The organism is Thiothrix nivea DSM 5205 (genome assembly GCF_000260135.1).
Lineage (GTDB): Bacteria > Pseudomonadota > Gammaproteobacteria > Thiotrichales > Thiotrichaceae > Thiothrix > Thiothrix nivea.
Window position 1 is genome coordinate 4442189 of the sequence record NZ_JH651384.1, and the last position, 21686, is coordinate 4463874.

16 protein-coding genes and 1 pseudogene are annotated in these 21686 nt (G+C 56.8%); 7 read left to right on the forward strand and 10 right to left on the reverse strand.

Annotation, left to right across the window (positions count from 1 at the left end; translation table 11 throughout):
- Positions 1–50 precede the first annotated feature (50 nt).
- Entirely contained in the window at positions 51–461 is a 411-nt protein-coding gene (locus THINI_RS22070) for a gamma-glutamylcyclotransferase family protein (protein ID WP_002710707.1), read from the reverse strand.
- A gap of 41 nt (positions 462–502) precedes the next feature.
- Positions 503–1456: a serine protease gene (locus tag THINI_RS22075; protein ID WP_050988102.1), complete on the reverse strand. Its 954-nt coding sequence runs from the start codon at positions 1454–1456 to the stop codon at positions 503–505.
- Positions 1457–1544: 88 nt separating this feature from the next.
- On the opposite strand from THINI_RS22075, the gene THINI_RS22080 reads away from it, so the two are divergent.
- Positions 1545–2414, forward strand: a complete 870-nt coding sequence (locus tag THINI_RS22080; protein ID WP_002710709.1) for a PfkB family carbohydrate kinase — start codon at positions 1545–1547, stop codon at positions 2412–2414.
- On the opposite strand, the gene tgt is transcribed toward THINI_RS22080, so the two are convergent.
- Positions 2391–3497 (reverse strand): tRNA guanosine(34) transglycosylase Tgt, encoded by a 1107-nt coding sequence (gene tgt / locus THINI_RS22085; protein WP_040841293.1) that lies wholly within the window; start codon positions 3495–3497, stop codon positions 2391–2393. The genes THINI_RS22080 and tgt overlap by 24 nt on opposite strands.
- 164 nt (positions 3498–3661) lie before the next feature.
- On the opposite strand from tgt, the gene THINI_RS22090 reads away from it, so the two are divergent.
- Positions 3662–5023 carry a flavin monoamine oxidase family protein gene (locus THINI_RS22090; RefSeq protein WP_002710711.1) on the forward strand — a complete coding sequence of 454 codons (1362 nt, stop codon included), beginning with the start codon at positions 3662–3664 and terminating at the stop codon, positions 5021–5023.
- 82 nt (positions 5024–5105) lie between these two features.
- Entirely contained in the window at positions 5106–6146 is a 1041-nt protein-coding gene (locus tag THINI_RS22095; RefSeq protein WP_002710256.1) for an IS5 family transposase, read from the forward strand.
- 163 nt (positions 6147–6309) lie between these two features.
- On the opposite strand, the gene THINI_RS22100 is transcribed toward THINI_RS22095, so the two are convergent.
- Positions 6310–7593 carry a serine hydrolase domain-containing protein gene (locus tag THINI_RS22100; protein WP_002710712.1) on the reverse strand — a complete coding sequence of 428 codons (1284 nt, stop codon included), beginning with the start codon at positions 7591–7593 and terminating at the stop codon, positions 6310–6312.
- A gap of 157 nt (positions 7594–7750) precedes the next feature.
- Positions 7751–8242, reverse strand: a complete 492-nt coding sequence (locus THINI_RS22105; protein WP_002710713.1) for a hypothetical protein — start codon at positions 8240–8242, stop codon at positions 7751–7753.
- Between the two features lie 174 nt (positions 8243–8416).
- Between THINI_RS22105 and THINI_RS22110 the strand changes: the two genes are divergently transcribed.
- On the forward strand, positions 8417–9316 hold the full coding sequence (locus THINI_RS22110) for a methyltransferase domain-containing protein (RefSeq protein ID WP_002710714.1): 900 nt from the start codon (positions 8417–8419) through the stop codon (positions 9314–9316).
- 74 nt (positions 9317–9390) lie between these two features.
- On the opposite strand, the gene THINI_RS22115 is transcribed toward THINI_RS22110, so the two are convergent.
- The gene (locus THINI_RS22115) at positions 9391–11391 is read right to left on the reverse strand and encodes a heavy metal translocating P-type ATPase (RefSeq protein ID WP_002710715.1); all 2001 of its coding nucleotides are present in this window, start codon (positions 11389–11391) and stop codon (positions 9391–9393) included.
- Between the two features lie 139 nt (positions 11392–11530).
- On the opposite strand from THINI_RS22115, the gene THINI_RS22120 reads away from it, so the two are divergent.
- A complete protein-coding gene (locus THINI_RS22120; RefSeq protein ID WP_040839709.1) occupies positions 11531–12082 on the forward strand; it encodes an ATP-binding cassette domain-containing protein in 552 nt (183 codons plus the stop codon).
- Here the strand turns inward: THINI_RS22120 and THINI_RS22125 are convergent.
- On the reverse strand, positions 11980–13764 hold the full coding sequence (locus THINI_RS22125; RefSeq protein ID WP_002710716.1) for an AAA family ATPase: 1785 nt from the start codon (positions 13762–13764) through the stop codon (positions 11980–11982). The two genes, THINI_RS22120 and THINI_RS22125, sit on opposite strands and share 103 nt — an antisense overlap.
- A gap of 125 nt (positions 13765–13889) precedes the next feature.
- Here THINI_RS22125 and bioA point away from each other — a divergent pair, with 125 nt between their 5' ends.
- Positions 13890–15188, forward strand: coding sequence for an adenosylmethionine--8-amino-7-oxononanoate transaminase (bioA, locus tag THINI_RS22130; RefSeq protein WP_002710717.1), 1299 nt, complete (start codon positions 13890–13892; stop codon positions 15186–15188).
- 287 nt (positions 15189–15475) lie between these two features.
- Positions 15476–16555, forward strand: a complete 1080-nt coding sequence (gene nagZ / locus THINI_RS22135) for a beta-N-acetylhexosaminidase (protein WP_002710718.1) — start codon at positions 15476–15478, stop codon at positions 16553–16555.
- A 20-nt stretch (positions 16556–16575) separates the two neighbouring features.
- Here the strand turns inward: nagZ and THINI_RS27440 are convergent.
- From THINI_RS27440 to THINI_RS22155, 3 genes and pseudogenes are all read right to left on the reverse strand, one after another.
- A pseudogene (locus THINI_RS27440) lies at positions 16576–17843 on the reverse strand (ISAzo13 family transposase).
- Positions 17844–17944: 101 nt separating this feature from the next.
- Positions 17945–19672: a bifunctional sulfate adenylyltransferase/adenylylsulfate kinase gene (locus THINI_RS22150; protein WP_281054683.1), complete on the reverse strand. Its 1728-nt coding sequence runs from the start codon at positions 19670–19672 to the stop codon at positions 17945–17947.
- Positions 19673–19715: 43 nt separating this feature from the next.
- Positions 19716–21668, reverse strand: coding sequence for an MATE family efflux transporter (locus THINI_RS22155; RefSeq protein WP_002710721.1), 1953 nt, complete (start codon positions 21666–21668; stop codon positions 19716–19718).
- Between the last annotated feature and the right edge of the window lie 18 nt (positions 21669–21686).

The window sequence follows — 21686 nt, forward strand, 5'->3', positions numbered from 1 at the left end:
CTATAGAACACTGGTAGCCAGCATGATATTTTGCCTATGAAAATTACGGTTTAGTGAAAGCCTTGATAGCGGGCAATGAAATGCTCAATGCCTGTCGTGCGGAAGTGTTCCACATCCCAGTCGAAGGCTTCGGCAATGTGGCGGTAACTGGGCTTGAGGATGTAGGTTTCGGCCAGCCGGGTGTGGCCTTCAGCGGTGACGACAGGGGTGGGGAGGCGCAGGTAGTATTCGCCCTCGAAATTATCCAGGCGCGCAATGTCGGCAGTGCTGACGCCGAAGTACAGCACGCCGTTGATGCTGGCGTGCTGGTTGGCTGGAATGGCGACAGGGTATTCCTCGTTTCTGACCGCCAGCCGTTGGTAACCGTGCAGGGTGGCGTGCAGGGAGGTGTAATGACCCCTGACGACCCGCGCCCATACGCGGTCGAACATCAGGGAGCCATAGGTGAAGATGTTGTGCATAGCCAGACCCTATACTATAGGTCTGGTATCGCTGGCAAGGCTTATTTACCGGATGGCTTGCTTTTCCTGAACGCTGTCAGCAACAGTGGCGCAAACAGCCCGGCAACCCCCACCGGATCGAGCGCGCCGGCACCACCCGGATAGCTGGCACGCGGATTATCGGGCTGGGCAACTGGCGAACCGGCATAAGGCGGCGGCGCATACTGCTGTATCCAGTTGGCATAGCTGGCCACACGGGTATAAATGCCGTATTTGCCCGGAATCGCGCAGCCTTCGCCTTGGCTGACAACACCAACCTGACGGTAAACGCCGTTTTGTTGCACCATTAATGGGCCACCGCTATCGCCGACACAGGCATCCCTGCCACCTTGGGGAAGACCGGCGCACAACATGCCGGACTGGATCCTGCCGTTGTAGGATGCAGGCAGGTTACACACTTCATTGGGTACGATCGGAATGGTGACTTGCTGCATCTGGCGCGGGTAATTGCCGGGGTAACCGTTGGCCGCCTTGGCGACGAGCGCGCCCCAGCCAACCACGGTGGCGGCAGTGCCCGGCGGCGGGTTATCCGCGTACACCGGCATGGTTGCGCCTTCCAGTGGTGCTTCCAGCATGAGCAAGGCAATGTCATTGGCACCGCTCGTGGTGCTGTAGTTGGGGTGGGTAACAATACGCTGCACGCGCATGTGCCTGCCGTTGGGCGAATCCAGACCTGTTGCGCCAGAAAAAATGATCATGTCATTGACGCCGTATTCGTAGTAAAGCCCTTCAGCCTCACCACGCACACAGTGCGCGGCGGTCAGCACCCACAACGGGTGGATCAGGTTGCCGCCACACAGGACTTCACCGGTGGCGGTCGTCTTGATGGCCACTACTGAAGGCCAGGCATTCTGACCCACCGGGTTCCCCCCCACAATCCGCATCATCATCTGTTCGGCATTTGCCTGTTGCAGTGGCAACAACAGGAAAAAAATGAACCCCAATAATTTGTACATTATAAAATCCCCTATCACGTTATGATTCAGCCCATCATTTACGACCATTGAAAGCAGTAAAATACTGCATCTGGATGAGAAAATTTTTATGAGTTTTATTCTGCTCACCGGCAACGCTACGCTCGACATTACCAATACGGTTGATCATTACCCACACGAAGACGAGGAAATGCGCGCTATGGATCAATGGGTTAGCAGCGGAGGCAATGCAGCCAATAGCGCGGCAGTGCTGGCTGCACATTTACATCGGTGTGATTTTTGTGGGTTAATTGCACAAGGCGGTGATGGTGATCACATTTTCTCTGAACTGGCCGGAAAATCCGTAGGGCTGGAACACGTCGTGCGGCAGCCGGGTGTTGCCCCGGTTTCTTACATTACGCTCAACCAGCAAAATGGCAGCCGCACCATCGTCCATTACCGTGACTTGCCGGAACTATCCGCCGAAGACTTTTGCCGTATCCCGGTTTCGCACTACGATTGGTTGCACTTTGAGGGGCGTAACGTGGGTGAACTGGTAAAAATGTTGGCCTATACCCGCGAAAACGTGTTCGACCAACCGGTGTCGCTGGAAATCGAAAAAGTCCGTGACGGGCTGGAAGACCTGATCCCGCAAGTTGATCTGGTGATGTTCCCGCGCGCTTACGCGCAGGCGAAGGGCTTCCATGACGCGGAAAGTTTCCTGCGCGACCGGCAGAAAAAACACGGCAAGGTGTGGATGACCTGCACCTGGGGCGAGGCCGGGGCGTGGGCGGTCGACCAGTTAGGGGTAATGTTCCATGCCCCTGCGTTACAGGTTGAAAAAGTCGTTGATACGGTCGGGGCAGGGGATGTATTCAACGCCGGATTGATCCACGCGCTGGCGACCGGGCAGTTGCTGGAAGAGGCGTTGCATTACGCTGTCAAGCTGGCAGGGCGCAAAGTGCAGCAACAGGGTTTACACGGCATCCGACTGACGTAGCGCATAGAATTCGCTGACAAACGTTTCAAAGCGAGCCTCTGCAATCGCTTCACGGATGCTGCGCATCAGTTCCTGGTAGTAATACAGGTTGTGGATGGTGTTGAGGCGTGCGCCGAGGATTTCCCCGCATTTGTCCAGATGACGCAAATAGGCGCGGGAATAGTGCTGGCAGGTGTAGCAGCCGCACTGCTCGTCAATCGGGCGGGTGTCGTGCTGATACTGGCTGTTGCGGATTTTCAGCGTGCCGTAGCGGGTGAACAGGAAACCGTTACGCGCATTGCGGGTGGGGATCACGCAGTCGAACATGTCGACGCCGCGCTTGACCGCTTCCACAATGTCTTCCGGTTTGCCGACGCCCATCAGGTAGCGGGGGCGGTCGTTGGGCAGCTCGGGCACGGTGGTTTCCAGCACTTTGTCGCGTTCGTCCTTGGGTTCACCGACTGACAGGCCGCCAATGGCGTAGCCGTCGAAACCGATGTCGAGCAGGCCGTGGGCGGAAACCTTACGCAGTTCCTCATACATGCCGCCTTGCACAATGCCGAACAGGGCGGAAGGGTTGCCTTCGTGCGCATCTTTGCTGCGTTTTGCCCAGCGCAGGCTCAGCTCCATCGAGTGGCGGGCTTCCGTCTCGGTGGCCGGGTAGGGCGTGCATTCGTCGAAAATCATCACGATGTCGGAGCCGAGTTCACGTTGCACCTGCATGGAAGATTCCGGTGTCATCAGCACTTTCGCGCCATTGACTGGCGACTGGAAGCGCACGCCTTCCTCGGAAATCTTGCGCATGTCCGCCAGCGAAAATACCTGGAAGCCGCCAGAGTCGGTGAGGATCGGTTTTTCCCAGTGCATGAAACCGTGCAGGTCGCCGTGCAGTTGCACGATCTCCGTGCCGGGGCGCAGCATCAGGTGGAAGGTGTTGCCGAGGATGATTTCCGCACCAATGCCTTGCAGTTCTTCCGGTGTCATCGCCTTGACCGTGCCGTATGTTCCCACCGGCATGAAGGCGGGCGTTTCCACCGTGCCGCGCGGGAAGGTCAGGCGGCCACGGCGGGCGGCTCCGTCAGTGGTAAGCAGGTCGAACTGCATGTGGGACATGGTTTTTCCTTGGGTGAGCGGCAAAATCGGGTATTATTCCATACGCTTATCCGCAAACACAGAGGTAATGCCCTAACACCCGCCAGAGTTTGTCCATGATGGGTATTGTCAGAGCAGCTTGATTTCCAGATGCAAGGACATGGAAACGTAATGACATGAGCCGAAGAAAGTTTTTACAAACAATAAGCAGCCTGCTGGTTGGTTGTGCGGTTACGCCCCTACCAGCCGCCTCTGCCAAACGTATTCTGGTGGTCGGGGCAGGCATGGCGGGGCTGGCTGCCGCGCAAACACTGTATCAGCAAGGCCATGCCGTTACCGTTATCGAAGCGCGGGATCGGGTGGGCGGACGTTTGTGGACCAGCAATCGCTGGCAACAGATGCCGCTGGATTTGGGGGCAACCTGGATTCATGGTGCAAAAGGCAATCCCCTCACCACCCTGGCCGATCAGATTGGGGCAGCACGCCTTGTCACCCGTTATGACAACACGCTTACCTGGAATACCGCTGGCAAGTTGTTGGGCAGTGCCGAACATAAGCTGTTGGAGCGTTGGCAGAGGCGTGTGGACAATGCGCTGGCGGCAGCCCAGGCGAGTGGGCAAGACCAATCCATACAACGGGTTGTTGAAAAAGCACTGGGTTGGGACAAGCTGACCGAGGCTGAACGGCAACAGGTCAGTTTCATCCTCAACAGCACGCTGGAGCAGGAATATGCGGGCAGTGTGCATGAGCTGTCGGCGCATTGGTACGATGCAGCCGAGGCATTCAAAGGGGATGACGCCCTGTTCCGCGATGGTTTTCAGGCCATTGTCAAACATCTGGCGAAGGGGCTGGATATACGGCTACAGCAGGTTGTGCAAAAAGTCGAATGGCCAGATTGGCAAGTGAACATACATACTGACCGGGGTGAGTTTCAGGCAGATCATGCGGTAATCACCTTGCCACTGGGTGTGTTGAAAGCGGGGCAAATTACGTTTTCACCCGCTTTGCCCGCCCGTAAACAAACCGCCATTGATATGCTGGGGATGGGGACGCTGAACAAATGCTACCTGCGCTTCCCTGAAGCATTCTGGCCGGATGATCAGGATTGGCTGGAATACATTGCTGCCGAGCCGGGCGCATGGACAGAATGGGTCAGTCTGACAAGGGTGACAGGTTGGCCAGTATTGCTGGGGTTCAATGCGGCTGAACGTGGCAAGCGTATTGAGGCGTGGTCAGATCAGCAAATCGTGGCTGACGCCATGCAAACCCTACGGAAAATGTTCGGAAACGATATCCCCGCGCCGGTAGGTTACCAACTCACCCGCTGGAATACCGACCCGTTTGCGCGGGGCGCATATTCCTTCAACCCTGTGGGTTCAACGCCCGCCATGCGCGACCATCTGGCCGAAAGTCTGGGGAATGCGGTGTTTTTTGCCGGTGAGGCCACCGAACGCAAGCATTTCAGCAGCGTACACGGAGCCTACCTGTCTGGTTTGCGGGCAGCCCGGCAAATCACCGATGTCATCAAGCGGGGTTGAGCATAGGGAACCTCTAAAAACCCCCGTTCCCGCGCCGACTATGCGAAAATAGCCACTTGACCGACAAACAGCCCCGATCACGATGAGTAAGAAAAGCGCCATCAAAACCAGTCTATTTGCCGCTGAAGAGCGGGAACAGAAACTCGACCGTAAGGGGGACCTGTTGTCCACGCTGGAAAAACACGTCAAATTTTCCGATCTGGCTGCTGAAATCGACCGGATTGCCCCGCGCCCCAACCGAAAACAGGGAGGCCGTCCGCCCTACCCGACCGAACTGATGGTGCGGGTGTTGGTACTGCAGCATCTGTATAACCTGTCGGACGAAGCGCTGGAATACCAACTGCTTGACCGGCTGTCCTTCCAGCGCTTCTGCGGTCTGCGGCATTCCAGCAGCATCCCGGATGCCAACACCCTGTGGGTCTTCCGTGAACGGATCAGCGCGGCAGGAGGTGCTGATGCCTTATTTGATGCCGTGCAGCGTCAGTTGCAGCAACACGGGTTCATTGCCCGTGGCGGGCAAATCGTTGACGCCACGCTGGTGGAGGCTCCCCGGCAACATTTCCGCAAAGCGGAGAAAGAAAAGCTGGTACAGGGTGAAACACCACCGGAGTGGACGGACGCGCAACGCCGCCAGAAAGACACCGAAGCCAGTTGGACAAAGAAGCATGGCAAAAGCCACCACGGTTACAAGCTCAGCATCAGTGCCGACCGGAAATATAAACTGATCCGCAAACGCCACGTCAGCACCGCCAAAGAACACGACACCAACCACTTTGAAGACGTACTTGATCCCGCTAACACCAGCCGTGACGTGTGGGCGGACAAGGGGTATGAGGACAGGGCGCGAGAACAACGCCTCCAGCAAAACGGTTGGCGGTTGCACATCCAGCACAAAGCCAAACGTGGCAAGCCGCCATCCGAATGCCAGAAACGCCGCAATACCCGTATCGCCAAACCACGTGCACGGGTCGAGCATGTGTTTGGGGCGATGTTGGCGATGGGCGGAAAACGGATCCGCAGCATTGGGTTGGCGCGAGCAGAATTTGGCCTAAGCATCAAGGCGGCTGTTTACAACCTGCGGCGGCTTTGTTCGCTCAAAGAAAGCGGAGTTGCGCCCATTTGAGGGGAAATCCCCCCAGAATCCGCAAGAAGGCGGGAAAATAGGCATAAAGTAGGCTTGATACACCCCAAAAATGGGTTGGCTTGATTATTTTTTAACAAAATACCGGAAGGGTAAAGCTAAGTGCTGCGCTACTCCGGCTTTTTAGAGGTTCCCCATAGTACACCTATAGTTTGGCATCCAGCGCAGCCTGGAAAACAGCCATGCCAACAGCCTCCACATCCGCCATCACCTGGTTGACAGCAATGACCAGCCAGGCGTTTTTTTGCGGGCTGTAAGCCATCAGCGTACCCCAGAAGCCGGTATGTGCCCAGACCTGGTAGCCATTGATGGTTCCCCCCATCAAACCCAGCCCATAGTTGGGGCTGGCGCTGGTCAGGCGCTGCATGTCCGCCAGGGTGCTGGCGTTGCGGAACAACTCGTTGTGCATCAGGGCTTGCAGGAAAACCAGCAGGTCTTCGGCGCTGGAGACAATAGCCCCGCCTGCCCAGCTTGCTGAGGTGTTGATATTGGCGGCAGCCACGTCGATGTTTTGCTGGTTGCCAAACGCCTTCAGGTCGAAAAAGTGATGCGCCAGCACGCCGCCACGGGCTGCTTCAAAGTTTTCATGGTAGGTGTGCGCCAACCCGAGCCGGTCAAAAATCCGCGCCCGCAGGTTGGCGGTCAGTGACAAGCCGGTGGCTTTTTCGATCACGATGCCCAGCAGCAAATAGCCGCTGTCGCTGTAGTAATGCTGGCTGCCCGGCGCAAACAGGGCGTTTTGCCCATAGCCGGAATCCAGGTAGTAGGCAAGCAATTGCTGTTTGTCCCACTGGCGTGCTGCCAGCCCTTGCGGGTTGCTGTTGAGCGAATCCAGTACGGTACTGGCGACAATGCCGCCACTGGCTGTGGCAGGGTTGCCGGTGGGGGCATCCATCATGAAATCGCGGATGCCCGAAGTATGCTGGAGCAATTGCCGTATGGTAATGGAACCGCCGGATTTTTTGCCCTGTAAAACGTGCAGGTCATCCAGCGTATAACCAGCGGGCATGTCGGCGTCGGCCAGGATGCCGGACAACGGCGTATCCAGGCTGAAATAGCCTTCCTCCACCAGTTGCAGCACGACAGTGGCGGTAAACGGTTTCGACAGGCTGGCGATGCGGAACGGGTGGGCAGGCGTCATGGCCTCGTTGCTGGTGGGGTTGGCAGTTCCCCCGGCTTGCAGGTACTGGTAATGCTGGTCAGGTGCGGCGAACAGAATGACAGAATTGACAATATTTTCCTGGGCAACAGTACGCGCCAGTATCTGGTTGATGGATGTATCGGCCTGGCTGGCTGAAAAGCTGCTGGCTGTTGCTACAGTGGTTGTCTGGTTGTTGCCCCCGCCGCCGCAGGCTGTCAGCAGGGTGAGGATCAAGGCGAGAAAAATAGCCCGGATAAAGCCGGGTTTCACGGGCTGCGTGAGCGTCATGCTGGAACTCCTGTGCTAATACTGTTGTAAGTTTAGGTAACAGGCCAGCCGCTATCAATGTAGTTTGGGTATCGTTTGGTATCAGTTTGTATCAGTATAGGGGGATGAAAAAAGGCGCCCGGTTGGACGCCTTTTACTAGCTGTGATGCTTATTGGATTACTGGGCGGGAGTTGCTACCGGTGCAGCAGGAGCCGCTGTTGGCGTGGCAGCAGGTGCAGCCATTGGCATCGGGGCTTGCTGCGGCATCATGCCATAGCCGTAGTAAGGGTAACCATTTTGGCCGTAGAAGTTATTGTAGCCATACAGGTTGCTGTTACCGTTGCCGTAGCCATAACCGTTACCAGCGCCATACCAGTTGCCATCGCCACGGCCAGTGGCTGACATGTCGGTATCCATATTGGTGCGGCCTTTGCCTTTGAAGGTGATGGTGAAATCAACTTCGCCATCTGCGTCACCTTTGCCACGACCCCAGCCATTGACATCACCCGCGCCGTTGCCGTAGCTATTGCCGTACATATTGGTGTAGCCATTACCGTTGCCGTAACCATTGCCGTAGCCACTGCCATTGTCAAAGCCGTCGAAAAACTCAGCGGAAGCAGCACTAGTCAATGCGATCAAAGAAGAAAATACGATAGCTTGCAATTTCATGATGTTGTCTCCTAGCGTTTGTTCGTGAAATCTTGAATATGTCTATATAGTAATATTAGAATTCTCTAATGTAAAGGTGTTACCTGCAAATATTTTGCACTCTTTTTGCACATTTTTGGTCAATGGCTGAAACGAAGCTTATACTGGCTGTCATGCCAATCTGGATTCTGTCCTATGCCTTTACCCCTGATCGATTGCCGCCCTTTAGAGGCCTATCTGCTTGGCCACATCGAGGGTGCTGCTTCCATCCCCGCCACTGAGATGCCGCAACGTATGCATGAGCTGCCTAAAACTACCCAGCCCCTCGCCTTGTGTGGGGATGTTGACAGCCTGCGTATGGCCAGAGAATTCCTGGCCCGCAAAGCTTATCGGGTATTGGAGCAAACCGAATGGACGCCGCAACTGGCAGCCAGCCTGATGGCTCAGGACAGGTTGGAGAGCGGTGTGGATTCCGCCCGTTTGTGGCAGCCCGCGCCGCTGATCGAGCGTTTTGTACGGGCTATTGCGCCTGCACATGGCATCCTCCCCGGCAAGGGGTTGGACATCGGTTGTGGGTCAGGCCGCGACATGGTGTATCTGGCTGCGCACGGCTGGGAGATGACCGGCATCGACTATCTGGATGGTGCATTGCAACGCGCCCAGGCACTGGCCGCCAGTCAGCAGGTCAATATCCAGACCGAATGCCGTGACCTGGAAACCGGCACAGACCCATTCGCTGACTATGCTGACGCGACATTCGGCCTGGTTTGCGTCGCCCGCTATCTGCACCGCCCTTTATTCCCCTGGATGCAACGCATCCTCCAGCCAGGTGGCGTCGTCATCTACCAAACCTTTATGCAAGGCTGTGAAAACACCGCAATAGGCCGCCCGCGCAACCCGAATTTCCTGCTCAGGCCGGGTGAGCTGGCGGAACAGTTTGCCGGGGCGGAGATCCTGCTGGATGAGGTGGAAAACCTTGACGATGGCCGCCCGGTTTCCGCTTTTATCTGCCGGATGAGGCATTCCGCCGTCATTTTAAGAGCTGCTACTATTATTCAGGGAGCAAGGTGTCACCCTGATTTGTGTGACGCATGATGACCGTTATTTTCATGTGGCTGGCGGAGTGCTGGTGATATGCGAAGGGCAGTTAAGCATGGTAGCGGCATGCCTCACTCTTGTGTACGGCTGAATTTTTTGCGTTGTAATAAAGGGTGTGTTGCATTGGCTGCTCCTGCCCCCAGACTCAGCAAATACAAACCCACTGCGCCGTAAATCCGCATGTGCAGCACAAATACCGCGCCGATTCCGGCAATGCCCGGCAACAGCGACCATGCCAGGCCGGACTTCATGTTGCGGTCAAAGCCGTTGGCTAGCGTGAACAGGTTGTCCAGTTGTTGCAGGCTTTTGTCCAGCAGTACGATACTGGCGGTATCTGTGGCGACAGTGGTGGCTCCCGCCAGCGAGATAGCGACCTGGGCTGTTTTCATTGCCACAGCATCGTTAATACCATCACCGATGAAACAGATTTTGCGGCCTTGCGCTTGCAGCTCTTCAATATGACGCGCCTTGTCTTCCGGCAGGGTTTCAGCGAAATAGTGCTGGATGCCGAGCGATTCCGCCAGTTGCCGGGTCGGTTGCTCGTGGTCGCCGGAGAGGATGCACAGTTGCAGCCCGCGTTTGCGCAATTTCCTGACGATGGCGGGGACTTCGGGGCGAAGTTGCGGTTGCAGTTCGATCACGCCCGCGAGTTTCCCGTCGACCGCCAGATAAACCAGTGAGTGGCCTGCCTCGTTTTCATGCCAGTCGGCGTTTGCTGGGAGGGCGATGTCCTCTTTTTGCATGAAACGTTGGCTGCCCAGCAGGATGCTCAGCCCCTGCATCTGCGCGCGAATGCCGTGCCCCAGTTCGTAATGGGTATGGTCGCTGACGCCGATTTGCAGGCCGCGTTGGGAAGCGGCTTGTAGGATGGCGCGCGCCACCGGGTGGGTCTGGCGGTGTTCGGCAGTAGCCGCCAGCGACAGCACTTGTTCCGTGCTGAAACCGTTGCAGGTATGAATTTGCCCGACTTCGGGTTCTTCGTGCGTGAGTGTGCCGGTCTTGTCGAACACCACAGTGTCAACTTCGCCCAGCAGTTCCAATGCGCGCCCGTCCTTGACCAGAATGCCCTGTTCCGCTGCCAGTTTGAGGTGGTTCAATACGCCCAGAGGGATGGTGATACGGATAATGTCGGAGAAGTTGCAGTTGGCGACTGTGCTGGCTCCGACTGGCCCTAGTTTACCCAGTGCAATACCTGTTAACGCAAGGGTGGGCAGAGTCATTTGATTGGCTATGCGGGTGCCACGCGCCTCCACGGTGGATTTGAAATCCAGTGTGTTTTGCAGGACTTCACTAATCTGGGCGGCCACGGTGTCCTTGCCCGCCTTGTCGACGCGGATGTGTAATTTACCTGCGGTCAGTAAGGTGCTGGCGAATACCGAGTCGCCGACAGTTTTTTCCTGCGGGCGGGATTCGCCGGTCAGCATGTGCTGGTCGACGGTCGCTGTGCCTTGCACAATTTCACCGTCGAAAGGAATGCTTTCGCCAGCGTGGATTACCACTAACTGCCCGGTTTGCACGTCTTCAAACGGCGTTTCCACTTCCGCGCCATCGCGCCACAACCACACACTGCGTGGCGTGTCGCTGAACAGTTTCAGCAGTTTCTGACTGGAATGGTCTTCCGTTTTTAGCAGAACCTTCTGACCCAGGAAATACATACCGTTGATGACAGCGGCTGCAAAGTAGTAGCCGGTGGCAACAGTGCCGGTAATCGCCACGGCATCAATCACGCTGGAATGCATGCGACGCTTTTCCCGCCAGTATTGCCAGGCGTCGCGGAAAATGGGCATGGAGCCGTATACGGTCAGGGGCACGGAAAACAGCAGCAGGGGAGGGTAGATGACATTGGCTATACCCGTGGCACTCATCGCCACTAGAGATACTTTAAGTTCCTTGTCAGCTTCTTGTGCGCGCGCCTGCATGTCGTGCTGGTGCTGTTCAACCAGTGATTTGACTGGACTCGGTTGTTGCGTGATAACAGGTTGAGTTTGTTGTTCTTCCTGCTGCCGATGCAACCAGGAAACCATGCCTGCCGCGACAAGTCCTCCGCCGATGATGATCAGGGGAAATGGCATGATTGACTCCTGTGGTGCTTCGCTTCCATGATGCTATTCTTTGATAAGTGAGTATGCTGAAATTTAGCACGATACTGTCTGGATGAGTTGGATGTGCAACATTTCTTAACATTTTATTCAACCGGTTGCTTACCGTAATTTGCGGGAACTGGAACTGTCCGGCCTGCGCCAGGCCATCAGCTTGGTCAGCCAGGAGGTTTACCTGTTTCCCGGCACCATTTATGAAAACATCCGCTACGGCAACCCTGACAGCACGTATGCAGACGTGGTGGAAGCGGCGCGGATGGCGGAAGCACTGGAGTTCATCGACAAGCTGCCGGACGGTTTTGACAGCCCGGTCAGTGAGCGTGGGCAGAACCTGTCCGGTGGGCAGCGCCAGCGCCTGTCGATCACCCGTGCCATCCTGAAGAAAGCGCCCGTCATGATTCTGGATGAGGCGACTTCCGCTGTCGATAATGAAACCGAAGCCGCCATCCAACGTTCTATCGCCGGTTTTTCGCAAGGGCGCACCACGATCATTATTGCTCACCGTCTGTCGACCATCCGTCATGCCGACAGGCGGAGCTGTTGGTCTCGTGAAAGCTTGCCTTACAGCCCCTGCCACACCACCCGATCAAAGCCCAGCGCCACCACGGCAAGGCAATGCAAGCGCTCCGGTTCCCGGTATTTCTCCGCCAGTACATCGCGATAATGCTGTAACTGTTGCAAGGCTTCATGCAGCGCGGCCTTGACGGCGGGCAGTTGCGTCAGACTTTCGCGGGATTGCCCGCGTACCTGTTCGCCGCTCAGCCCCAGTGTTTTCAGCGACAGGTATTTGAACTCCAGCACAATATCTTTCAGGGTCGGGTAGCGGCGCATACTCGGGCGGATCATCAGCACCAGATCGGCATAGCGGCGTTGCAGTGCGGTTTCCGAATCCACCACGTAATAGATGTCATTGAACAGCAGGGTCAGGAACGCGGTTTTGATAGTGAGTTCGTTACTCCAAGCATAGTCGCGGTTGTTGAAGGCGGAGAAGTAGCTCTGCTCCAGGTAATCCGCCAGCGGTTGCAACTCGGCTGACTGGTAGAAGGCTTCCGCCATGTTGGCGACGGCAATCCGGTCTTTGGGCGCAGGCAGGATGCGCTGGCGCAATTCCTCCACGTACAAGGCGCGGGTTACCAGGTTGGGAATGCCCAGCGTCAGCTTGCCCAGCATGTCGGTATCGACAATGGTCAGCACCCCGAAGTAATACAGCAGTGACAGCAGGTAACGCTCATCCTGTTGCAGGTCGGCCAGCTTTTCCACCCCGAAACGGCTTTCCAGCACATCCAGCGTGATGGTGTTTTCTTCGTCGAGGATACGCTCCACCACGCCTTTGCCGCTGGGTTGGCCAGCGAGGTAACGGATACGGGCGGCGTCCATCATCAGGTTGCCGTCGAGCATCTGGCGCGGGGCAGTGCATTCGTCCTGATAGTGGCGCAGGAAGTGGAAGCACAGGATCGGGTTATACAGCAGCGGTTTTTCCATCTGTTCGCAGAAGCGATAGCCGTTGTAAAACTGTTTCAGGGTTTGTAGCAGGCCTTCCCGCTGGTTTTCTTCATGCCCGCAATGCTGCAAAACATTCGTAACCAGGCCGTCCAGTTCCGCCTGGGTAATACCACACAGGCTGTTGAAACGTGCTTGCTGGGAAATGTCGGTGGCAACGTTGTAACCACTGGTCATATCTGCCAATACCAGCGGCGATACACCGGTAATGAATACCCGCCCGATCTTGCCTTCGGCGGCGCTGCCCTTGATGATCTTGAATAGCGATTTGAGAATGCCTTCACCTTCCAGCAGATCCTGATAGCGGCGGCTATTGTGCGGGTCGCGCACCAGCACTTCGTTGGCGAAGTTGTCGTATTCGTCAATCAGCAGGTAAATCCTCTGCCCGCTGCTGCCGACGATATTACACGCTGATTGAAAAGACGCCAGCGCATCCTCATCAATATCGACGCTGCTTTGGAGAAAGTTGGCGTAGTCACGGTTAAATGCCTTGATTGTTTCGTTCAGGTGTTTGAATAAACTGCTTTTGATTTGTTCGATCTTGCCTTGTGCCGATACCTTGGAAAAATCCCAGCGCAGGATCAGGTAGCTGTTGCGCTCCGGCGTCGGCGTGCGCCCGGCTTCCAGTCCACCAAACAGTACGTCAAACTGATCAGCGGTTTTGATGTCGTAGTAGTTCGCCAGGGTAGAGAGCCACAGGGATTTACCAAAGCGGCGCGGGCGCAGGAATACCAGCTGTTCTCCTGCCTCCTCCAGCGTGGCAATGTGCCGGGTGCGGTCAAGATAAAGAAAACCAGCTTCACGGATGCGCTGAAAATTACTGATACCGTAGGGAAATCGAATCATGCTGAAAATCCTGGGTTTTTATGCCCTCAGGATAGCATATATCCATCATGCCATTCAGGTGACCATGGACGTATCCGGCATGGCACGCGACAATACTCCGCCCGATCTGCAAACGGAATACTGTCATGCCAACACCCTTTTCCCCGCTCTTTGCTTCCACCGCCGAATGGCTGCAATTTGACCGTGATCACCTGTGGCATCCTTATACTTCCATGCACGAGCCGTTGCCCTGTTATCCGGTTGTGTCAGCGCATGGGGTACGCCTGAAACTGGCCGACGGGCGGGAATTGATTGATGGCATGGCATCCTGGTGGTGTGCCATCCACGGCTATAATCACCCGCGTCTCAACCAGGCATTGCAGGCACAAAGTGAACGCATGAGCCATGTGATGTTTGGCGGCATTACTCATGAACCTGCGGCGACATTAGGTAAATACCTGGTCGATATAACCCCCGAACCGCTTCAGCATGTTTTTTTGGCAGACTCCGGCTCCATCAGTGTGGAAGTCGCCATCAAAATGGCGGTGCAATATTGGTACTCCCAAGGCCAGCCGCAACGGCAAAAATTACTGACCATTCGGGGTGGCTACCATGGCGACCCCTTCGCCTGCATGAGTGTCTGCGACCCGGTTAACGGTATGCACCATATTTTTCAGCACATCCTGCCACAACAAATCTTTGCGCCTGCGCCGCAAACACGTTTCGATGAACCGTTAAACGCTGACGACATACAGGCAGTCCGTCATTTGCTAGAGCAACATCAGGATGAGATCGCAGCCATTATCCTGGAACCCATTGTGCAGGGAGCCGGGGGAATGCGTTTTCATTCACCGCAATACCTGAACCGGTTACGCGCTTTGTGCGATGAATACGATCTGCTCTTGATCTTTGACGAAATCGCTACCGGCTTCGGGCGAACCGGCAAGCTGTTTGCCGCCGAACACGCCGGTATCAGCCCGGATATCATGTGTGTAGGCAAAGCCTTAACCGGTGGTTACATGACATTGGCGGCCACCCTTGCCTCCCGGAAAGTGGCCATGGGGATTTCACAAGGTGAAGCTCCGGTACTGATGCATGGGCCGACGTTCATGGCCAACCCGCTGGCCTGCGCCGTCGCCTGTGCCAGTATTGCATTACTGCTGGAATCCCCCTGGCAACAGCAGGTGCACAACATCGAGCACATTTTACGCGAGCAATTATTACCGGCTATCGACAGTGACAAAGTAGCCGATGTACGGGTTCTGGGGGCTATTGGCGTTATTGAAATGCGCGAACCGGTTGAGGTTGCCGCCCTACAAAAAAGCTTTGTTGATGTCGGGGTCTGGATACGCCCGTTCGGGAAGCTGGTTTATATTATGCCCGCCTATCTGATGCCCGAGGAAGATCTGCTACAGCTTACCCATGCCATGCTTTCAGTCTGCTAGCCAGCGCTAATGCAAAATGTATTGAACTATCGCTTCACTGCATCTCATCTTGTTCAGGGGCTGCCGCGATGTAAATATGGGCAATGGCGTCCCAGTCATCGGCGCGCTGGAGATCGTGAATTTGCTTCTGGTTGAGGCTGACCAGCCGCAGTGGGGGATTCGTGTTGTCTCCGAAATGATCATCAACCAGAACACATGCCTACAAGGCGGAAGCACCAGGTATTAGTCCGGTAGGGGGCTTGTGGCTGTGGTAAAATTCGGCTTTTTTAGTCTTGCTGGAGCAGTCTATGTCCCTTGGCCCGGTTATGCTGGATGTTGCTGGTACTGAGTTAAGCAGCGAAGATCGCGAATTGTTGCAACATCCCGCCGTCGGCGGCGTGATCCTGTTTGCACGCAATTATGCCAATCCGCAGCAACTGGCGGAACTGACAGTCGCCATTCGTGCGCTGCGCGACCCACAACTGCTGGTTGCGGTGGATCAGGAGGGCGGGCGCGTGCAGCGTTTCCGGGAAGGTTTCCGGCGTCTGCCCCCGGCTGCTGCTTTCGGTCAGCTCTATCATGCATCGCCGGATGCAGGTCGGCGGGCAGCACGCATGGCGGGCTGGTTGATGGCTTCCGAGTTGCAGGCGGTCGGGGTGGATTTCAGTTTCGCGCCGGTACTGGATGTGGATCGAGGGTTATGCCGCGCCATTGGTGACCGCGCTTTTGCGCAGGAAAGTGCGGCGGTGGCGCAACTGGCCGCCGCCTGGATGCAGGGTGCAAGGCTGGCCGGAATGGCCTCGGTCGGCAAGCATTTCCCCGGTCACGGCGCGGTGGAGGCGGATTCCCACCTGACCCTGCCACATGATGAACGCAGTTTCGAGGAACTGTGGGAACAGGATTTGTTACCTTACCGCTATCTGATTGATCAGGGTTTGGAGGCGGTCATGCCTGCATTGGTGGTTTATCCGGCGATAGACGCACAACCCGCCGGTTTTTCGTCCCGCTGGTTGCAGGACATTTTGCGGCGGAAAATGGGATTTCAGGGAACCATTATCAGTGATGCGCTGGATATGACGGCGGCGGAAGAGGCTGCCGGTGGTTTTGTGGAACGCTCCAGAGCGGCATTGGCCGCCGGTACTGATTTGCTGCTGGTCTGCAACAACCGCCCGGCTGCGTTGGATGTGGTGGATGCGTTGGTGGATTACTGCTCTCCCGCAAGCCAAACCCACCTGGCACGTCTTTACAGTCGCCATTTCACTTCTCATGAACGTTTGCGGGCGAACCCGTTATGGGCTGAGGCCAATCGCCTGCTGGGTCAACTGGATACAGTCGTTCATGCTGACCTGATATATGACCCCACTACCCGGGGTGGTACGGTGATTTAAGGTGATTTACCTCAAAGACATTACCCAAAAACAGGGCGAATCAGAATGTCCCATTTTGGTAAAGCAGCATTTCTTTCCAGCCTCGCCTCAACAGCCTCCATAGCTTTTTTGCTGAGGGTCACACCCTTCTCATAAACCTTGCGACTGAATTCGACCATGGGGTTGATGCCTTTCCAGGTCATGGTTTTTGCCCATTCCAGCAGGGTTTCGGCATCCTTGAGCTGGGTGCCGTTCCAGTGTTGTTCCAGAATCCCCCAGCAGCGTTCAATCGGGTTGTACTTGCTGTGGTAAGGCGGGTAGTACAGCAGGTGGACTGTCTTACCGGTATGGTTGGCGAATTCCACCATGCGCTTGAGGAATTGCGTCCTGATCCCGCTGCTTTCCGGGCCATTGTCCGCTTTGATCTGGATGCACTGGCAGGCGTCCTTGTCAGCAGAAGGCATCTGTTCCCATACCCGGCACAGGGAATCCACGATGAAGTCACTGGTTTTGCTGGAACTGCCGAAGGTCAGGTAAACCTGCCCACTGTCCTCATCCAGTACGCCAAAAGGGATGTATTTCTCTTTGCAGCCCATCTCATGGTCAGCGGCTTTATTGTCACCCCGTGTTTTCCCGCCCCGTGAGTAGTCACCGATGTTGACGGTCGCCTTGCAGTCCATGCTCAGGCGTTTGACCGCCCCATCGGCAAACTGCCCATCGTTGGCCTGGATATTGGCGAAGATGGCGTCGGTTTCTGGAATTTTTTTTGCGGCTTGGCTTTCTCCACCTTGCGCAGGCGGTAGCCATTCCGGTTGAGTATCCGCGCCATGGTGCTGGGGGCGGGCACTTGTCCACCGCTGAAACCCATGGCCTGTAACTGCCGGATGGCTTCCGCCGCCGTCAGGCGGGTGTAGGCGATGCTGCTGCGGAATGTCGGGTCTTGCTGGCTATGTGCTTCCGCCAGCGCCAGCAAGGCGGCTGCCGCTTCCGGCTGGGTTTCCTCCCAGCGCTTCTGGCCACAATACGCCGCCTGCGCACCCACGCAAACCATGCCGTTGCGCTGTTCCTCCAAACCCAACTGCACCCCCTCCCGACCCCAGCCAAAACACCTTTCAGTCTGGCGGGCGTTGCCTGCACAATATTTCCGGCTCATGTCCGCCTGGAACGCACGGCGGGTGCTGCCAGACATTTTCGAGGCCGCCAGTTTCAGGTCGGCTATCTGGGATTCACTCAGGATCGGGTTAGCTGTTTGGGGTTCGGGGGGCATGGGGATAGGGACTCCGCTTGTCGATAAGACAAGTGTAGCCATTGCGGGGGAATCTTTCAGGGAAATCCCCTAAGTAGGGTTCCTCCCAACAATACCTTCGCCACTAAGCGTACTGAACGCCGATAAGTGGGATTCTTGCAAGGTTATTCCTCAATGTAGCCTAGTTTTTCCAGTTTCAGCAGCAATTGGTGGGCGCACTCATCCGCTGAAATTTCTGTGGTGTCTAACCGCAGCTCAGGGTTTTCCGGCACTTCATACGGGTCATCAATGCCGGTGAACTGTTTGAGCAGCCCGGCGCGCGCCTTGGCGTACAGCCCCTTGCGGTCGCGGCGCTCGCATTCTTCCAGCGGGGTGGAAACATACACCTCGACAAAGCCGCCCACCGCCTCGATCATTTCGCGCACTTCGCGACGAATACGGGTGTAAGGCGCAATCGGTGCACAGATGGCGATGCCGCCGTTTTTGGTGATTTCACTGGCGACGAAACCGATCCGGCGGATATTGAGGTCGCGGTGTTCCTTGGAGAACGTCAGCTCGCTGGACAGGTTCTTGCGCACCACATCACCGTCCAGCAGGGTGACCGGACGACCGCCCATTTCCAGTAGCTTGATGCGCAGCGCGTTGGCGACGGTGGATTTGCCGGAGCCGGACAAGCCGGTGAAAAATACCGTGAAACCCTGCTGATGACGTGGCGGGCAGGCTTTGCGGATTTCTTGCAGAATGGCGGGCAGGGTAAACCATGCCGGAACCGGCTGACCGTTGCGCAGGCGGCGCAGTAACGCCGCTTCGTCCATATTCGCCGTAGTTTCGCCGGTGTTCGTCTGGCGGGCCGGGACATATTCTGCACGTTCCGACACGTAGGTCAGGGCTGGTGCTTCCACAATTTCTATCCCCATTTCGGCGGCATATTCACTGCAAAGCCGCAAGGCAGCTTCCGGTGTATAAAAGCCGGGTTGCCCATTGGTGTCCATGGGGCTGGCGTGATGGCGTTCGACCATGAAATGTGTGCAGCCGTAGTTCTTGCGGATCAGGGCATGCCACAGGGCTTCGCGCGGCCCGGCCATACGCATTGCCAGATTGATCAGGCTGAGGGCGGTGGTTTGCTCGGGATAGGTGGAAAGTGTGTGTTCATGGCAGCGCATCTGGGTAAAGTGGTCGAAGCAATGGTTCTGGAGGCCGCCAGTGGTTGGGTGCAGCAACAGGTTGGCTTCCAGCTCCCGCGCCCGCCAGGTTGTTTGCGCCTGTTGCAGACAGTGTATGGGACGGTGGGTATGACAGGCGAGTATGCGCCGCCAGCCCAGTTGGTGGAAATGCGCTTTCAGTTCTGCCGGGGTATGCCGCCGGTGGAGGAAGTCGTAATGTTGTGGCAGTTCTACCAGTTCCAGTTTACCGCCCAGGTAATACTCGCCGCTGCGGTGCAACAGGTGATCCACGCCCGGATGATACGGGTCGGTCGTGCCGTAAACCTGCCATGCTTCATGTAATTTGTCCGGCTGCCAGATGTCGGTGACTGTCATGAGGGCGATAACGACAAACTCAGGGTCGCGTAGCACGATCTGTTGGCCGTGTGTCAGTGTCTGCGCGAACTGGCGGGAAACATCCAGCGTCACCGGCATCGGCCATAGCTCTCCGGAGGTGAGCCGCATGCCGTCCACTACACTGACGTAATCCTGTTGGGTAAGGAAACCCCGCAAGGGGGTAAACGCACCGTTCAGCAGCAGCTCCGTGTCGCTGAGCTGGCGGGGCGTCAGGTTCCAGATGGGTAAGTCCGCCGTGTTGGCTGATTGCTTGGTTTGGCTCATGCCGCTTGTCCTGAGGGTTTCGTAAAAGCGTGTTGCAGGGGGGTGGATAATCTGATGGAAATTTAGCACAAGCTGTATGCTACGGGGTTATTACGCAACACTTCTTAACATTTCAGCCGACACGCCGGGCGATCACCTGCACCACCGCGCTCATGCCGTGATGCCATTTCCCTTCGTGGATTTCACGCGTGGTTTCCAGTGCATGGATAAACTCCAGCCCTTTAAGTTCCTCACGCAGCGACGCCAGGTTCATCATCAGCGCTTCCACTGGCGGGCCGCCGGTGCCGTATTTCAGTTGCGCGGGCGTGTAGGCTTCCAGAATGAAGATGCCACCGGGGCGTAACGCCTTCACCACTTGCTGATGTAACCGCCTGCGCATTTGCACGGGCATATGGCAAAAAATGGAGACGACCGTATCCCAGCGCCTGGCTTCAAACCGGTAATTATCGAGGTTGTTATGCACGGTTTCGATGTCCACCTGTTTTTCCCGCGCCAGTTTGCGGGCTTTTTCCAGCGCGGCGGCGGAGGCGTCCAGCGCGGTTACGCGATGCCCCAGCCCGGCCAGAAAGACGGCATTGCGGCCTTCGCCTTCGCCGATGCTCAGGGTGTCGCCCACCGGCAGTTCAGCGGCGTGCTCGCGCAGGAAATCATTCGGTTCCGTGCCGAACAGGTACTCGTCGGTGGCGTAGCGTTCTTCCCACATGGCTTTTCTCCTTTGCTCGGCCTGGCGGGCGTTGGTTCCACGGCGGCACTTGCGCTTGATCCAGAGGAATGCGCCGACGCCCACCAGGACATTGGCGACGGCATTCGCCAGGAAAATGCCTTCCAGCCCCAACCATTGGGACAGCAGCCACGCCAGCGGCAGGTAAACCAGCAACAGGCGCAGCAAGGTCATGAGCAGCGCGGGGTGTGGATTGCCGGTACCGTTGGAGACGCTGCTGGTCATCATGATGGTTCCCAGCAGCCCGAACGTGACCGGCACGATGTAAAGGTAGTGTTTGGCGGCGGCTATTGCCTCCGGATCCCGGGTAAACAATCCGATCAGTGGCTCTGCGGCCACCCATAGCAGGACAGCGAACAACAACCCCCACAGCCAGGCAAAGCGGAAACTCAGATCCAGCGCCCGGTTAAGCCGGTCGAGTTTGCGCGCGCCCCAGTTTTGTCCGGCGAAAGGAGCCAGGCTGGTTGCCAGTGCGCCGAACGCAATCAGCCCCAGCGACTCGATACGCGCAGCGATGCTGTACCCGGCAATGGCGTCAGCGCCGTATTGGGCGATCAGCCAGGTGGTGATCGCGGTGGCGACCGGGGCAATCAGGTTGGTGCCCGCCGAGGGAACCGCGATCCGTAAAATATCCCGCCAGCTTTGCACGACCCCTTGCCGCAGGGCTTGTAGGGAAAGAAATTTCAGTTTGACGCCCAACACGTACAACATGATGGTGCAGGCGACCACGTAGGCGCACAGCGTCGCCAGCGCCGCACCCTGCAATTCCATGCGCGGAAAGCCGAACAGGCCGAAAATGAAAACCGGATCCAGCACCAGGTTGGTCAGCGCCACGCCCATCATCACGTAACTGGGCAAACGGGTATTGCCCGCCGCGCGGATGCCCGCATTGCCCACCATCGGCACCACCACCAGAAAACCGCCCAGATACCAAACTCCCATGTAGTCACGAATCAGCGGCAACAAACGTTCCGGTGCGCCCAGCAGGCGGAATACCGGTTCCAGCGTCAGCAGGCCGACCACCGCGAACACCAATGCGATAGCCAGGGCAATAATCAGGGATTGCGTACTGTAACTGCGTACCCAGTCCGTGCGTTCACTGCCGATGGCTTGCGCAATGACCGCAGACGTACCGGTTCCCACCCCGAACGCCAGGCTGCCGATGATCATCACCACCGGGAAGGTGAAGCCCATCGCCGCCAGTGCATCTGTGCCCAACTGGCCGACATACCAAGTATCGGCCAAGTGCATGGCCATGATGGCGAGGATGCCCCAGATGGTGGGGATACTCATCGCCAGCAAGTGTTGGCGTTCGCTGCCGTGGGTGAGGTCGCGCTGAATCATGCTGCTTTAAGATTCAAC

What these genes read in the sequence shown, in the direction of transcription:
- THINI_RS22070 (WP_002710707.1), bottom strand. Translation starts at nt 461, where the DNA reads ATGCACAACATCTTCACCTATGGCTCCCTGATGTTCGACCGCGTATGG.
- THINI_RS22075 (WP_050988102.1), bottom strand. Translation starts at nt 1,456, where the DNA reads ATGTACAAATTATTGGGGTTCATTTTTTTCCTGTTGTTGCCACTGCAA.
- THINI_RS22080 (WP_002710709.1), top strand. Translation starts at nt 1,545, where the DNA reads ATGAGTTTTATTCTGCTCACCGGCAACGCTACGCTCGACATTACCAAT.
- tgt (WP_040841293.1), bottom strand. Translation starts at nt 3,497, where the DNA reads ATGCAGTTCGACCTGCTTACCACTGACGGAGCCGCCCGCCGTGGCCGC.
- THINI_RS22090 (WP_002710711.1), top strand. Translation starts at nt 3,662, where the DNA reads ATGAGCCGAAGAAAGTTTTTACAAACAATAAGCAGCCTGCTGGTTGGT.
- THINI_RS22095 (WP_002710256.1), top strand. Translation starts at nt 5,106, where the DNA reads ATGAGTAAGAAAAGCGCCATCAAAACCAGTCTATTTGCCGCTGAAGAG.
- THINI_RS22100 (WP_002710712.1), bottom strand. Translation starts at nt 7,593, where the DNA reads ATGACGCTCACGCAGCCCGTGAAACCCGGCTTTATCCGGGCTATTTTT.
- THINI_RS22105 (WP_002710713.1), bottom strand. Translation starts at nt 8,242, where the DNA reads ATGAAATTGCAAGCTATCGTATTTTCTTCTTTGATCGCATTGACTAGT.
- THINI_RS22110 (WP_002710714.1), top strand. Translation starts at nt 8,417, where the DNA reads ATGCCTTTACCCCTGATCGATTGCCGCCCTTTAGAGGCCTATCTGCTT.
- THINI_RS22115 (WP_002710715.1), bottom strand. Translation starts at nt 11,391, where the DNA reads ATGCCATTTCCCCTGATCATCATCGGCGGAGGACTTGTCGCGGCAGGC.
- THINI_RS22125 (WP_002710716.1), bottom strand. Translation starts at nt 13,764, where the DNA reads ATGATTCGATTTCCCTACGGTATCAGTAATTTTCAGCGCATCCGTGAA.
- bioA (WP_002710717.1), top strand. Translation starts at nt 13,890, where the DNA reads ATGCCAACACCCTTTTCCCCGCTCTTTGCTTCCACCGCCGAATGGCTG.
- nagZ (WP_002710718.1), top strand. Translation starts at nt 15,476, where the DNA reads ATGTCCCTTGGCCCGGTTATGCTGGATGTTGCTGGTACTGAGTTAAGC.
- THINI_RS22155 (WP_002710721.1), bottom strand. Translation starts at nt 21,668, where the DNA reads ATGATTCAGCGCGACCTCACCCACGGCAGCGAACGCCAACACTTGCTG.